Genomic DNA, 14,401 nt, shown 5'->3' on the forward strand with positions numbered 1-14,401 from the left:
TCGCAGGGCGCGATTGCAAGGGTCAGAAAAAGTCGAATTCCGCGACATCGGGATCGTCGGCGCACATCGATTTCAGCGCAGCGAACTCGGCATCGGACAGGACCGGGGGATAGGCCGGGGCCGTGCGGGCAGCGGTGCGATAGGCCTGCGCGCGTTCGCCGGCCGAGGGATGGCTGGCGAGCCAGCCAAGCACGGCGGAGCCATCCTCGCTGTCGCTGCGTTCGTCGGCCATGCGGGCGAAGAAATCGGCCGCGCCCAGCGGCGAGATCGCGCTTTCGGCCATCCTTGCCCGGGCATATTCGTCGGCCTCGCGTTCGGCGTCGCGCGAATAGCCCATGGCGGCCAGGCCGAAGACCCCGTTGGTGACGCCCGAATCGGCCCCCGCCAGCAGGATCGACATGCCGAACTGGCGCAGCAGCGCGGTCATCACGTGGCGTTCGCGGACATGGCCGACCTCGTGCCCCAGCACGCCCGCCAGCTCCTCGGGGCTCTCGGCCTGCTGGACCAGCCCATCGAACAGCAGGACCTGGCCGCCGGGCAGGGCAACGGCATTGACCATGTCCATGTTGGCGATGCCAGCGCGCACCTTGTCTTGCGCGTTGTCGGCCGGGTCGACCTTGGCCAGCAGCTTGGCGAGCGCGGCGTCGCCTGCGGGCGTATGGCAGATCCGCCCGCCGAAATCGCCGACCAGCGCGTCGCCGATCTGGCGTTCCCAGCCGGCCGGGATACGCGGGCCGAGCCAGGCGGGTGCAGTCAGGAACAGAGCCACCGCCGCCGCGCTTGTCACGGCGAAGATCGCCGCTGCCCGGCCCAGCCCGAGCCGGTCGATCCAGCGGCCGTAAGTGCTTGGCCGCGGCAGCCGGGCCGCCAGGCCGGGCGGCATGTCCGCGGGCAGGATCAGCCGGAAATCGGGTTGGCTCTTGCGGCGATAGATCATTTGCCCGGGCCGCGTATCGGCGAATTGCAGGTCGTCGACCGCGAATTCGGCGCGCGCCGTCGGGGCATGCAGCACCAGCCCGGCGTGCCCGTCCCAGTGCAACTCGCCCGCGTGGCGCAGGGCGCTGCGTCCGTCGTACCATTCGGCGGCAAGCTGGAAGCTGGTATCCATCGGCTCAGATCGCGCCCATGTCGAACGCATCGAGCAGGCCTTCGCCATGCCCGGCGGTCCGGGTCCGCGACTGGGTCAATTCGTCCAGCAGGATCTCGCCGCTCGCTTCGAGATGGGTCATGAAGAACTTCCAGTGGCGGTACGACAGGAAGACCAGCCCGATGCCGAGGGTGAAGACCACCAGCAGCGCATCGCCCAGCAGCAGCTTGACCCAGTCGAGCGTCGAGGCCTCGAAACTGAAACGCAGGTCGCGCCAGCGTGTCGCGCCGACCATTTCACGGTAGAACTTGGCATAGAATGCCACAGCGATCAGGCCGAGGCCGAGATAAAAGAACAGCACCAGGCCGATCAGCCCGACGAGGCCGCCCAGTGCCACTCCGTTCTCGCCGCCGATGCCATAGCCGGCGAGCATGCCCATGCCGGCCATGATCACTCCGCCGACGAACAGCACGAAGGGAGCGAGGTAAAACAGCAGGAAACGGGCGAACACCCCGCCCGCCTCGCCATCGCTGCGGAAGGCGAAGGGGCCGAAGCTCATCTTGCTCCAGCGTTCGTTCCACAGGCTGGTCATCGACCAGGGTAGCAGCAGTCCGAGCGGCAGCCAGCCGACCGCGGTCTTCCACATGTAGGACAGGCCGAACGCGAAGCCCTTGCTGTCGCTGCCCCCGCGGATGCCCCGCCAGCGCGTTCGCGACAGGCGATAACGCAGGGCGCGGAACCGCGCGACTCCGCCGAGATAGAAGATCGAAAGCAGCGCCGCCACGCCGAGCGCCGATCCCAGCGCCTCGTAGCCGCGGGCGATCAGCGCCTGCGAAACGAAGCTCACTCCGAAATAGGGCACGCCGAACAGCACCAGCACGATGACGAAACCGGCAAACAGCTCCATCCCGGTGCCCGCCCATTCGAGATGCTCGTCGACGAACCTCGTGCGCGACCACAGATAGCGCCGCTCGCGCGCGGTGGCCCAGAACCGGTAGATGCCCAGCGTGACGATCGTCAGCAGGAGGTTGGGCAGCGCGATCCGCGCGAAATCCTGCCAGTTGCCTTCGAATGTGAAAGCGCTGTCCGCGCTGTCGGCATGGTGCGACCCATCGAGCAAGTTCGTGTCCCTTGAATAACCAGCCGCCACGGGTCGAGGATCGGAATGATCCTGTCAATCATGGTGCGGGACTACTCGGTGCGCAGGAAGATCTCCTCGATGGTCAGACCGAATACATCGGCGATGCGGAAGGCGAGCGGCAACGACGGATCGTAGCGGCCGGTCTCGATGGCGTTGACGCTCTGGCGCGACACTTCGAGCCGGGTGGCGAGGTCCTGCTGGCTCCAGTCGCGTTCGGCGCGCAGCACCTTGAGGCGGTTCTTCAAGCGCCGCGCACCTTCTGCCACAATTGCGCGAGACCCAGGCCGATCGCCCAGACGGGGAGCACCCACCACGCCCAGACATGCGGCACCAGCTCGAACATCTCGAGGAAGCCCCAGAAGATACCCAGCGCGAGCACGATGCCGAGCGCGACCAACGCCGCCATGATCGTGCGATGGCGCAGATATTCGTCCTGCTCTTCGGCGAGGTAGCGCCCCATCGCCCAGATGATGCCGAAGGTCGGGAGTGTCGGGAGCAGCGCGATTGCGAAAACGAGCGCGTCCGACAGTTCATAACGATCCCATAGTGTTACGGCGATGCCGAGCCCGAGAACGTAGCCCAGGCTGCTGAACACGATCCGCCGGTTGTAATCGGCCATGGCGCGGCTGGTGCAGCCGTCGGGCCGGCGCCGTGCCAGTGGCAAGAGCAGGCAGGTCGCCGCTGCCAGCAGAATGAATCCGACCGGCGATTCGATCGCCCCGGTCAGTTTCAGCGCCGCTATGATGACGACACTGAGGAAATAGAGCGCGACCCAGCGTCCCGGCGACGTGAGCAGCCAGGGCCTGCCGGAACCGCTCATGCGCGCATCTTCGTGCTGCACCCGCACGAGCCGCGGCGCGCGATATGGATGGCTGCCAGCGCGGGCAGGAGGATCACGCTGAACCGCGCGAATTGCTCAGGGATAACGTCGAAGATCGCCAGCACGGCAATCGCGATGATCGCACTGGCGAACAAGAGGGGGGTCTTGAGTGACATGGCAATGGTCCTTTCCGTGATGTAAAGCGTATTTGTCACGAGCGCTGCCTATTGTCAAGCTTGCTTTCCAGTCCGTCGCGCGTGCTTGTCGCTTCGCAAAATGGCTTGTCACCACACCGTCATCGGGCGCAGGCAGGGGGCCGGAAGAGGAGAATTCGAATGTTCGCGACCGAACCGCCTGCCGCTGCCCCGCTATCCGCACTTAACCGCCGCACGCTGCTCAAGACCGGCATCCTCGGGCTGGGGGTGGCAGGAGCTCCCCTCGCCGCGCAGTCGGGCGGGCAAGGGTTCAGCCACGGCGTCGCCAGCGGCGAACCGGCGGCCGAGCGAGTCCTGCTGTGGACCCGTTTCGTGGGCGCGCAGGACACCGCGCTGGAATTCGAGGTCAGCGAAACGCTCGACTTTTCGCGCGTCGCGGCCGGAGGCTCTGTGACTGCGCGCGCGGAGAACGACTGGTGCTGCAAGGCGTGGGCGGAGGGGCTCGAGCCGGGCCGCTGGTACTATTACCGCTTCACTGCACCCGACGGTTCGCACTCGGACGTCGGCCGCACGAAGACGCTGCCGGTCGGCAAGACCGACAAGTTCCGCATGGCGGTGTTCTCCTGTTCGAACCTCGGGTTCGGCTGGTTCAATGCCTATGCGCATGCCGCCGCCGATGGCGATTTCGACTGCGCGCTGCACCTTGGCGACTATTTCTATGAATACGGTCCCGGCACCTATCCCTCGAACGAAGAGGCGCAATCGGGCCGCGTGCTGTTTCCCGCGCGCGAAATCGTCAGCCTGGCGGATTACCGCATGCGCTATGCGACCTATCGCCGCGATCCGGACCTGCGCCGATTGCACCAGCTGTTCCCGATGATCGCCGGCTGGGACGACCACGAAAGCACCAATGATTCGTGGGAAGGCGGCGCGCAGAACCACCAGAGTGAGACCGAGGGCGAATGGTCGGTGCGCAAGGCCGCCGCCGTGAAGGCCTACCGCGAATGGATGCCCGTGTCGGACGAGCCCTGGGCCGCCTATGAAGTGGGCGACCTCGCGACGCTCTACCGGCTCGAAACGCGGCTGACCGCCCGCGCCGAACAGTTTTCCTACGGCCAGATCCTGTCGGGCAAGGCCAGTCCCGAAGCCGCGATGGCTGCGCTCGTCGCCTTCCGCGAGGGCGACTACCGCGATGGCAGCCGCGAATTGCTCGGAATGAAGCAGCAGGCCTGGCTGGCCGATGGCCTCAAGCGCTCGGCTTCTGCAGGCAAGCCGTGGCAGGTGCTGGTGCAGCAGGTGCTGATGGGCAATCTGGTCACGGCACCGCGTTTGACCGAAGGGCTGCCGGCAGACCTGCCCGCCTATATCCGCCAGCGCATCCTGGCCGGGGCGATGGCCGGCCGCGCCGAATTGCCGCTGAACATGGATGCGTGGGACGGATACCCCGCTGCGCGCGAACGGGTGTTCAGGGCCGCGCTCGACGCCAATGCGAACCTCATCAGTCTGGCGGGTGATACGCATAATGCCTGGGCTTTCGATCTCGATCATGCGGGGGAGAAGGTCGGGGTCGAATTCGGTGTGCAGGGGGTGACCTCCCCGGGACTCGAAAGCTACGCCTCCTACCTCCCGGTCGATGTCCTCGAACGCGAGACGGTTGCGCACAATCGCCAGCTCAAATGGATGGACGGATCGCGCCGCGGATACATGGCGGTCGAGCTGACCCCGGCCAGCGCATCGAGCGAGTTCCGCTTCGTTTCCAGCGTGCGCGAGAAGGGCGCCGGGGTGAACGATACCCGCCGCGTTTCGACGCAGGCGGGAAGCCGCGCGCTCGATATGGGTTGAGAAACCCGCGGCCCGCACCTAATGTGCCGGCCATGCCCGACGCGCGCATCATCACGACCACTACCACCACCCCGGGTGACCGGGGGCGGTCGGTCGCGGCTTGATCCGCGCCGCCGCCGCCCGGTTTCGGGCGGCATGGCGTTTCCTCCCGAAACCGGATTTTGCGCAAACGCCGCTTCAAGCGCGCGCGCCCTTGTGCCATGGGCGCCGCAACCAGACGGACGACGAATGACATGACGGAACTGCTCAAGATCAGCCTGCCCGATGGATCGGTGCGCGAAATGGAACAGGGCTCGACGCCGGCCGACGTCGCCGCAGCGATCGGGCCGGGCCTCGCCAAGGCGGCGATCGCGGCGCGCGTCGATGGCGAATTGCGCGACATCAACCGCCCCTTCGAGGGCGATGCCGAGCTGGCGCTGGTAACCGCGCGCGACGAAGAGGATGCGCTCGAACTGGCGCGGCACGATTTCGCGCATGTGCTCGCCGAAGCGGTGCAGGCGCTCTGGCCGGGCACGCAGATCACCTTCGGCCCCGCGACCGACGACGGCTTCTATTACGATGTAAAAGCGCCGGAGAGCCGCGACCCGTTCAGCATGGACGACCTGCCCGCGATCGAGGAAGAGATGCGGCGGATCATCAAGGCCGACAAGCCGCTGCGCCGAGAGGTCTGGAGCCGCCAGCAGCTGATCGAGAAGTGGGAAGCCGAAGGCGAGACCTTCAAGGCCGAATGGGCGCGCGAACTGCCTGAGGACGAGGAACTGACGGTCTACTGGTCGGGCGAGGACTGGCTCGACATGTGCCGCGGGCCGCACCTGCCGAGCACGGGCAAGCTCGACCCGCAGGCGTTCAAGCTGATGCGGGTGGCGGGTGCCTATTGGCGCGGCGACCAGAAGAATGCGCAGCTGACGCGGATCTACGGCACCGGCTGGCTGAACAAGAAGCAGCTCAACGCGCATCTGACGCGGCTGGAAGAAGCGGCCAAGCGCGACCATCGCAAGCTGGGGCGCGAGATGGACCTGTTCCACCTGCAGGAAGAGGCGCATGGCAGCGTCTTCTGGCACCCCAAGGGCTACCGTATCTGGCGCGAGCTCGAAGCCTATATGCGCCGCAAGATGGACGGCGCCGGCTACCGAGAAATCAAGACGCCGCAGCTGATGGACGTGCGCCAGTGGGAGCAATCGGGTCACTGGGGCAAATATGCCGAGAACATGTTCGCCGTGCCCGACATGGTGCCCGAGGTCGACGACAGCGGTGCGGGTGCGCATCCCAGCGTCGCCAAGGACGCCGACTGGATGGCGATCAAGCCGATGAACTGCCCCGCGCATGTTCTGGTCTTCAAGCAGGGCATCACCTCCTATCGCGACCTGCCGATCCGGTTGGGCGAGATGGGCTGCTGCCACCGCAACGAACCGCATGGGGCGCTTCATGGCCTCATGCGCGTGCGCCAGTTCACGCAGGACGATGCGCATATCTTCTGCACCGAGGAACAGGTCGTCGAGGAAGTGCGCGCCTTCTGCAACCTCGCCGCCGAGGTCTACAAGGACTTCGGCTTCAGCTTCGCGATCAAGCTGGCGCTGCGGCCCGAGAAGCGTCTGGGTTCGGATGCGGACTGGGACAAGGCCGAGCAGGAACTGCGCGATGCGGTCGAGGAAGCCGGCATGATGAGCGAGGAGTTCGGCTGGGAAGAACTGGAAGGCGAAGGCGCCTTCTACGCGCCCAAGCTCGAATGGCACCTCACCGATGCAATCGGCCGGACCTGGCAGGTGGGCACGATCCAGGGTGACCGCGTGTTGCCCGATCGGCTCGATGCGACCTATATCGGCGAGGATGGCGACAAGCATCGCCCGGTCATGCTGCACCGTGCGATCTTTGGTAGCTACGAACGCTTCATCGGTATCCTGATCGAACATTTCGCCGGGCGCCTGCCCGTCTGGCTCGCCCCGGTGCAGGCGGTGGTCGCGACGATCGTGTCCGACGCCGACGACTATGCGAAGGAAGCGGTAGCCAAGCTCGAGGCCGCGGGCATCCGCGTCGAGAGCGACCTGCGCAACGAGAAGATCAACTACAAGGTGCGCGAGCACAGCCTCGCCAAGGTCCCGCACCTGCTGGTGGTGGGCAATCGCGAAGCCGAGGAAGGCACGGTCGCCGTGCGCACGCTGGGCGAGAAGGACCAGCGCGTGATGAGCCTGGACGACGCGATCGCCATGCTGCGTAGCGAAGCCACGCCGCCCGACCTGCACTAGAAGGACTGCAAGCGATGGATCTGCTGGCGGCCTATGCGCCGTGGCAATTGGCGGCGGCGCTTGCCGCGGCCTTCGGCTCGGCCTTCGTGCGCGGCCTGACCGGTTTCGGCATGGCGATCCTGCTGGTGCCGATCCTCGCGCTGGCATTGCCGCCGGTGGAGGCGGTGCTGCTGGCCAATTTCCTCTCGCTCTTCATTGGGCTGAGCGAGGTTCGGCGGCTGGTGCGCGGGGCGGAGCGATCGGCGTGGCGGATATCCATCCTCGTAGTGCTGGTTACCCCGCTCGGCCTGTTGGCGCTGGCCGCGACGAGCGATGACCTCGCGCGCTTCCTGATCGCGATGATTGCGTGGTCCGCCTTCTTCGCCATTCTCCTGCCACGCCGGGCGGGCACCGAACCGGGGCATCTGGCCACCGGAGGGGTGGGGGTGCTCAGCGGGCTGATGACGGGCTATGCCGGAATGCCCGGCCCGCCGGTCGTGCCCTATTATGTCGGGCGGGCCATCCCGCGCGAGACGGCCAAGGCCTCGATGATGCTGATCTTCACCATTGCGGCAGGCGCGGGCCTGGTTTCGGGCGCCGCACTGGGAATCCTCGCCTGGCGCTTGCCGCTGCTGGCGGCGTTGCTGTTCCCCGCCGTATTGCTGGGCAATTGGCTGGGGGATCGCGCTGCGGGGCAGATCGGGGACGCGCTGTGGCGCGGGGTCGTCGGCGTGATTTTGGGCGGGGCCGCGCTCGCGGCGCTGCTGCGGCTGCTCTAGGCGATCAGAACGGCAGCACCGGTCCGGCGAGGACCAGCGCAAGGCCGCAGCCACCGACGATCAGCGCGCGCGCGAGATCGACCACCGACGGGGCGGGGGTCTGCATGCGGGAGAGAGCGGTGGGCTTGACCATGACCGCCATTCTCGGTTGCAATAGCTAATGAAAGGTTAAGGCCGCCACCCGGCCGCGGGCATCTGCTGGCTGGCGCAATGGAACCCGCCGCCGCCCGCAAGCACGGCATCGCCCGGCAGGCCGATCGTTGCGCGGTCGGGGAACAGTTCGGCCACGGCTGCCACGCCATCCTCGTCATGCGGGCTGCCGAAGGTCGGCACGACCACGAGATGGCTGGTGATCGCGAAATTGGCGTAGCTCGCGGGTTCGACATGGTCGCCGCTGGTCACGCGCCCCGGCGAGGGAATCTCTGCGACGGTCACGCCGGCGGCCTCGGCGCGCCCCTTGGCATCGGCATAGATCGCCGCATTGGGATCGTCGGACCCGGTCGCGCGCGGCAGGCACAGCGTGTTGGGCGCCACGAAGCGCGCGAGATTGTCGACATGACCGTCGGTGTGGTCGTTGATCAGCCCATCGCCGAGCCACAGCACGCGCGCGAAACCGAGATCGCGCCGCAACCGGGCCTCGATTTCTTCGCGCGACAAGTGCGGATTGCGGTTGGGGTTGAGCAGGCATTGTTCGGTCGTGACCACCAGCCCGGTGCCATCGCCGTCGATCGCCCCGCCTTCGAGGACCCAGTCCGCTACTGCGAGCGGCAGCCCGGCTTCTTCGGCCAGTTCGGCGCCGACCGTCTGGTCGCCGTCCATCAGATATTTGCCGCCCCAGCCGTTGAAACCGAACCGCCGCGCGGCGCGGTTGCCTGATCCGTCGCTCAGCACCAGCGGGCCCGTGTCGCGCAGCCAGACATCGCCGTAGCTGCGCCGTTCGAGCGTGACGGCGCCGGTTACCAGCTGCCGCGCGCGTGCCTCGTTGGCGGCGTCGCGGACCAGCAGGCGAACTTCCTGTCCGCTCTCGGCCACGGCATTGGCGAAGGCCGCGATCTGCTCCTGCGCGCGCGGGAGCACTGCGGGCCATTCATTCGCGTCATGCGGAAACCCGATCCACAGCCAGTCCTGCGGTGCCCATTCGGGCGGCATGCGCGGCGTCATGGATCGGTTCTCTCGCTCAGCAGGCTCAGGCGGCGCAGCCAGCGCCCTCGGCGGCGCAATCTTCGTCGCGGGTGCCCTTGAACTCGTCGCCCTCGTTCCAGTTGGGCCAGCTCGTCGAATCGGCCAGCATGCGCCCGATGCGGTAGAACAGCGCGAGATCGCTCATCACGCCCGACCAGTCCCAGTTCGGATCGTATTCGTCCTTGGGCCCGTGATAGCGGTCGTCGCGGTAATCAGCGGCTACGGCGGCGCCCGCCTCGGTTCCGCCGTCGATCAGGTCCTCGCCGCCATCGAGATAGAGCATAGGCACGCCGCGCTTGGCGAAGGCGAAATGGTCCGAACGATAGTAATAGCCCGCTTCGGGATTGGGGTTGGGCGTGGTGACGCGGTTGTCGTTCATCAGCGCCTTGTCGAGGAACAGGTCGAGCTGCGACTTGCCCGGTCCGACTACGGTCACGTCCTTCGCCGCGCCCGCCATAAGGAAGGCATCCATGTTGACGCCGCCGACCGTCTGGTTGAGCGGGAACACCGGATTCGCAGCGTAGTAGTCCGCGCCGAGCAGGCCCGATTCCTCGGCGGTCACCGCAAGGAAGACGAGGCTGCGCTTGGCCGGGCCGGCCTGGGCATGCGCTTCGGCCAATGCGACGAGCGCGGCGGTGCCGGTGGCGTTGTCGACCGCGCCATTGCAGATGTCGTCGCCATCGGGTGCCGGCGTGCACCGGCCGAGATGGTCCCAGTGCGCGGTGTGCATCACATATTCGTCAGGCCGTTCGCTGCCCGGCAACATGCCGATGACGTTCTTCGAGGCAAAGGTGCGGATGTCGTTGCGGAAGCTGGTCGAGGCGGTCAGTCCGAGCGCGACCGGGGCGAAGCCCTCTTCGCGCGCGGCGGCGGCCAGTTCGCCGAAATCCTTGCCCGCCGCGGCAAACAGGCGTTCAGCCACGCTCTTCTGCACCCAGCCATTGAGCTGCGTCATCGGCGGCGGGTTGTCCCCGCGCGAGGCATAGGCCTGCGGGCCGGACCAGCTGCTTTCGACCACGTTCCAGCCATAGCTGGCGGGTTCGGTGTCGTGGATGATGAGCGCCCCGGCTGCGCCCTGGCGCCCGGCTTCTTCGTATTTGTAGGTCCAGCGGCCGTAATAGGTCATGGCCTTGCCGTTGAACGGGCCTTCCAGCGTCTCGGCGCCGAAATCGGGATCGTTGACGAGGATGACCGCGGTCTTGCCTGCCATGTCCAGCCCGGCATAGTCGTTCCACCCCTTTTCGGGTGCGTTGATGCCATAGCCGACGAAGACCAGTTCGCTATCTTCCAGCGCGGTCTCGACATCCTCGCGATAGCTCACGCCGACCCAGTCGGATGCGTATTCGAGTTCGATCGGGCCACTATCGGCGCCTGCGATCGTCAGCGGGGCGTAATCCTTGCCGGTGATTTCGACCAGCGGCACTTCCTGCACCCAGCTGCCGTTATTACCCGGTTCGAGGCCTGCTTTCTCGAATTCCTCGACCAGATAGGCAACGGTCTTTTCTTCGCCCTGGGTGCCTGGCGCGCGGCCTTCGAATTCGTCCGACGACAGGCGCTCGGTGACGCGCTTCATCGTTGCTTCGGAAAGCGTGCCGTCGGCGACTTCGGGCAAGTCGAGCATGGCATCGGCGCCTGCGCCGGTTTCCAGCGCGCCATCGCAGGCGGTCAGCAGCAGCGCCGAACAGGCAGCAAGAACGAAGCGTTTCATCGAAGGGCGTCCTCTCAATTCGAACATGCGCGCGTCTTGTCAGCATGGCGCGGCAAGGGCAAGCTTGCGCATCCGCGCCGCCTTGCGGCAGAGGGACAGGCGATGGCTGCCGACTGGACTTCTGCGCTCAACCGCGCCCGCGATCACGCGCCTTTCCTTGCCCGCGCATTGGAACGCCGCCCCGAGCTGGCGGAACTGATGGCAAGCGGCGATGGCGAGGCTGCGCTGCGCGCCGCCAAGCAGGTCCGCGCAACCGATGTCGCGAGCGCGTTGCGGCAGGAACGGCTCGGCCTCGCTTTGGTGCTGGCCGTGGGCGACCTTGCCGGGGCATTCGATCTCTACAAGGTGATGCGCGAGCTTTCGACTTTCGCCGATCGCGCGCTCCATGCAGCGATCGAGGCGGCGATCCGCAAGCGCGTTCCCGATGCGGAGCCGGCGGGGATGATAGGCCTTGCGCTGGGCAAGCACGGGGCAGGCGAGCTCAACTACTCATCCGACATCGACCCCATCCTGCTCTACGATCCGGCGACGCTGCCACGCCGCGAGCGCGACGAGCCGGGTGAAGCGGCGCAGCGCTATGCCCGCGAAACCGTGCGCTTGCTGTCCGAAGTCACCAGCGAGGGGTATGTTTTTCGCGTCGATCTGCGGCTGCGACCCGCTTCCGAAGTGAGCCCGCTGGCGCTGCCGCTCGATGCGGCGATCACGCACTACGAAAGCTCGGCGCTGGCCTGGGAGCGCGCGGCGTTCATCCGGGCGCGTTCCTGCGCGGGCGATATCGCTGCGGGCGAAGCGTTTCTCGATCATATCCGGCCATTCGTATGGCGACGCAACTTGGATTTCGGCGCGATCGACGAAGTGCGCCGGCTGACCCACCGGATTCGCGAGGAGCAGCGCGGGCCTGCCGAACCGGGTCCGGGCTACCATCTCAAGCTGGGCCGCGGGGGCATTCGCGAAGTCGAATTCTTCGCGCAGACCCACCAGCTCATCCATGGCGGGCGCGATCCCTCGCTGCGCGGCCGCGGGACACGCGAAGCGCTCGATGCGCTGGCGGCGACCGGCCGTATCGGAGAAAGCGACGCGCGCCGGCTGGGTGACAGCTATGACGGGCTGCGCACGATCGAACACCGGCTGCAGATGGTCGGGGACCAGCAGACCCACAGCCTCCCAAGCAGCCAGGCGCTGGACGAGGTCGCGCGGCTGCACGGTCTCGATACCGGCGCGCAGCTGGTCGAGGCGGTGGAAACGCTTGCCCGCCCGGTTGCGGAGCGCTTCGATGCGCTGCTGGACGAGGACCGTATATCGGTTCCCAGAAGCGCGCCGCATGTGCTGGGCGAGGACAGCCATGCCCCCGATATCGCTCCGGAACTGGTGGAGCGCGTGGCCGGGTGGACCAGCGGCAAATATCAGGCGCTGCGCAGTTCGGCTGCGCTGAGCGCGTTCGACGCGATCCGGCCCGACCTGCTGGCATCGATTGCGGCCTCGCCCGACCCGGATGCCGCAGTGCTCCGCTGGGAAAGCCTGATCGCGCGTCTCCCCAGCGCGGTAAACCTGTTCCGCCTGCTCGAAGCGCGGCCGGGGCTGTTCGCCCTGCTGGCGGATTGCCTGACGCTCGCTCCGCCGCTGGCCGACGAACTCGCGCGGCGCCCCGACCTGCTCGATGCGCTGATCGATCGCACCGCGCTGGATCTTCCCGGCGGGGTCGATGAACTTGCGGCCAAGATGGGCCGCCGCGAACGCGGTGACGACTACGAAATGCAGCTCGACCGCTTGCGCGTGGTGACCGGGGAAGAGCGGTTCGCGCTGGCAGTGCAACTGGTCGAGGCGGCGCACGACCCGCTGGCGATCGCCGCCGGGCTGGCGCGCACCGCCGAAGCCGCTTTGCAGGTGGCGGTGCGTGCGGCCGAAGAGGAATTCGCCGCCAAGCACGGACGGATCGCGGGCAGCGAACTGGTCGTGCTCGGTCTGGGCCGGCTGGGCGGCGGCGTGCTTACGCATGCATCCGATCTCGACATCGTCTATCTGTTCACCGGCACGCATGACGGCGAATCCGATGGCGAGCGCCCGCTTGGCGCGACACTCTATTTCAATCGCCTGGCGCAGCGTGTCACGGCTGCGCTCAGCGTGCCGACCGCGCAAGGGGCACTGTACGAAGTCGATACGCGGCTGCGCCCGCAGGGCAACCAGGGGCCGTTGGCAGTGAGCGTGGAGAGCTTCGCGCGCTACCAGCGCGAGGACGCCTGGACGTGGGAGCACATGGCGTTGACGCGTGCACGCGTGCTGGTCGGCAGCACCGGCGCCCGCGACGAGGTCGACGCGGTGGTCCGCGACATCTTGTGCAAACGGCGCGATGCCGACCGGCTGCGCGGCGATGTCCTGAAGATGCGCGCCGAGATGGCGGGGCACAAGCCTGCCAAGGGTCCGCTGGATGCGAAGCTGCTGCGCGGCGGGCTGGTCGATCTCGAATTCCTCGTCCACTTTCTCCAGCTGCGCGATCACGAAGGTCTGGTGCCGGGTCTTGCGCAGGCCATCGCCGAGCTGGCCGAAGCCGGCCTGCTGCCCGCCGGGATTGCCGATGCGCATGCATTGATGACGCGGTTGCTGGTCGGTACACGGCTGCTGGCGCCCGACCTCGATCGGCCCGATCCCGCCGCGGCGGCCCTGCTCGCGCGGCAGAGCGGCTGCGATAATTATGCCGACCTGCTGCGCAGCCTAGGCGGCGCGCGCGAGAGCGTCGCGGCGGCCTGGCTGGACGTGTTCGGCGAAACTTTGGAGATGGATGGATGACCGATACTTTTACCGAAGGCGATGCCTTTCCCGACTTCAGCATGGAAACCCCCGATGGCGGCACGGTAACCAAGGCGGACCTCGCGGGCAGCAAGGCGGTGATCTTCTTCTACCCGAAGGACAACACGCCCGGTTGCACCACCGAGGCGAAGGAATTTTCCGCGCTCAAGCAGGAATTCGAGAAGGTGGGAACGCGCCTGCTCGGTGTCAGCAAGGATTCGCCGAAGAAGCACCAGAATTTCATCGCCAAGCACGATCTGACCGTCGCGCTCGCGACCGACAAGGAGGAAGGCGGCCTGTCCGATACGCTAGGGGTGTGGGGCGAGAAGACCAATTACGGCCGCACCTATATGGGCATGATTCGCTCGACCTACCTGCTCGGTGAAGACGGGCGCATCCTGCGCATCTGGCCCAAGGTACGGGTCAAGGGCCACGTCGACGAAGTCCTCGAAGCCGCGCGCACCGCCTGACCGCGCAGGCGGCGGGCAAGCACCGGGCGCTCCTGCGGTCTGCAGCCAGCGAATCGTTGACCCTGCTGCAGGTATTGCCCGGTTCGGCTGCAACCGATTTCGCGGATTACTGCCGGATTCGGTTGAAAATATCGGGAATCGCTGCAAAATCGCGTGTCGAAGTCGATTTTCGGGGGTTGGAGCGGGGTTTCAACGACTCAACGCGTTTCGC

12 protein-coding genes are annotated in these 14,401 nt (G+C 66.8%); 5 read left to right on the forward strand and 7 right to left on the reverse strand.

The window, feature by feature from the left end; translation table 11 throughout:
* Positions 1-22: 22 nt before the first annotated feature.
* The 5 genes from WKH79_RS11450 to WKH79_RS11470 form a co-directional block, all read right to left on the reverse strand.
* Positions 23-1,108 (reverse strand): M48 family metallopeptidase, encoded by a 1,086-nt coding sequence (locus tag WKH79_RS11450; RefSeq protein WP_341858939.1) that lies wholly within the window; start codon positions 1,106-1,108, stop codon positions 23-25.
* Positions 1,109-1,112: 4 nt separating this feature from the next.
* On the reverse strand, positions 1,113-2,207 hold the full coding sequence (locus tag WKH79_RS11455; protein ID WP_063512139.1) for a YjgN family protein: 1,095 nt from the start codon (positions 2,205-2,207) through the stop codon (positions 1,113-1,115).
* Between the two features lie 71 nt (positions 2,208-2,278).
* Positions 2,279-2,473 (reverse strand): helix-turn-helix transcriptional regulator, encoded by a 195-nt coding sequence (locus WKH79_RS11460; RefSeq protein ID WP_050601583.1) that lies wholly within the window; start codon positions 2,471-2,473, stop codon positions 2,279-2,281.
* Complete coding sequence (locus WKH79_RS11465) at positions 2,470-3,048, reverse strand: hypothetical protein (RefSeq protein ID WP_341858940.1); 579 nt, start codon at positions 3,046-3,048, stop codon at positions 2,470-2,472. Before WKH79_RS11465 ends, WKH79_RS11460 begins: the two co-directional genes overlap by 4 nt.
* Positions 3,045-3,224, reverse strand: coding sequence for a hypothetical protein (locus WKH79_RS11470; protein WP_341858941.1), 180 nt, complete (start codon positions 3,222-3,224; stop codon positions 3,045-3,047). The genes WKH79_RS11465 and WKH79_RS11470 overlap by 4 nt, the downstream gene beginning before the upstream one ends.
* Positions 3,225-3,383: 159 nt before the next feature.
* Between WKH79_RS11470 and WKH79_RS11475 the strand changes: the two genes are divergently transcribed.
* The 3 genes from WKH79_RS11475 to WKH79_RS11485 all read left to right on the forward strand — a co-directional run bounded on the left by WKH79_RS11475 (position 3,384) and on the right by WKH79_RS11485 (position 8,046).
* A complete protein-coding gene (locus WKH79_RS11475) occupies positions 3,384-5,045 on the forward strand; it encodes an alkaline phosphatase D family protein (RefSeq protein WP_341858942.1) in 1,662 nt (553 codons plus the stop codon).
* Positions 5,046-5,278: 233 nt separating this feature from the next.
* Positions 5,279-7,288 carry a threonine--tRNA ligase gene (gene thrS / locus WKH79_RS11480; protein WP_341858943.1) on the forward strand — a complete coding sequence of 670 codons (2,010 nt, stop codon included), beginning with the start codon at positions 5,279-5,281 and terminating at the stop codon, positions 7,286-7,288.
* A gap of 14 nt (positions 7,289-7,302) precedes the next feature.
* Positions 7,303-8,046 carry a sulfite exporter TauE/SafE family protein gene (locus tag WKH79_RS11485; protein WP_341858944.1) on the forward strand — a complete coding sequence of 248 codons (744 nt, stop codon included), beginning with the start codon at positions 7,303-7,305 and terminating at the stop codon, positions 8,044-8,046.
* Between the two features lie 168 nt (positions 8,047-8,214).
* Here the strand turns inward: WKH79_RS11485 and WKH79_RS11490 are convergent, their stop codons facing one another.
* Together WKH79_RS11490 and WKH79_RS11495 are read right to left on the reverse strand one after the other, a co-directional pair.
* A complete protein-coding gene (locus WKH79_RS11490; RefSeq protein WP_341858945.1) occupies positions 8,215-9,207 on the reverse strand; it encodes an agmatine deiminase family protein in 993 nt (330 codons plus the stop codon).
* Between the two features lie 25 nt (positions 9,208-9,232).
* On the reverse strand, positions 9,233-10,936 hold the full coding sequence (locus WKH79_RS11495) for a M28 family metallopeptidase (protein ID WP_341858946.1): 1,704 nt from the start codon (positions 10,934-10,936) through the stop codon (positions 9,233-9,235).
* A 102-nt stretch (positions 10,937-11,038) separates the two neighbouring features.
* Here WKH79_RS11495 and glnE point away from each other — a divergent pair, with 102 nt between their 5' ends.
* On the forward strand, positions 11,039-13,720 hold the full coding sequence (glnE, locus tag WKH79_RS11500; RefSeq protein ID WP_341860122.1) for a bifunctional [glutamate--ammonia ligase]-adenylyl-L-tyrosine phosphorylase/[glutamate--ammonia-ligase] adenylyltransferase: 2,682 nt from the start codon (positions 11,039-11,041) through the stop codon (positions 13,718-13,720).
* Positions 13,717-14,190 carry a peroxiredoxin gene (locus tag WKH79_RS11505; protein WP_341858947.1) on the forward strand — a complete coding sequence of 158 codons (474 nt, stop codon included), beginning with the start codon at positions 13,717-13,719 and terminating at the stop codon, positions 14,188-14,190. The genes glnE and WKH79_RS11505 overlap by 4 nt, the downstream gene beginning before the upstream one ends.
* Positions 14,191-14,401: the final 211 nt, after the last annotated feature.

Source organism: Qipengyuania sp. GPGPB31 (genome assembly GCF_038396345.1).
GTDB classification, from domain to species: Bacteria; Pseudomonadota; Alphaproteobacteria; order Sphingomonadales; family Sphingomonadaceae; genus Qipengyuania; species Qipengyuania citrea.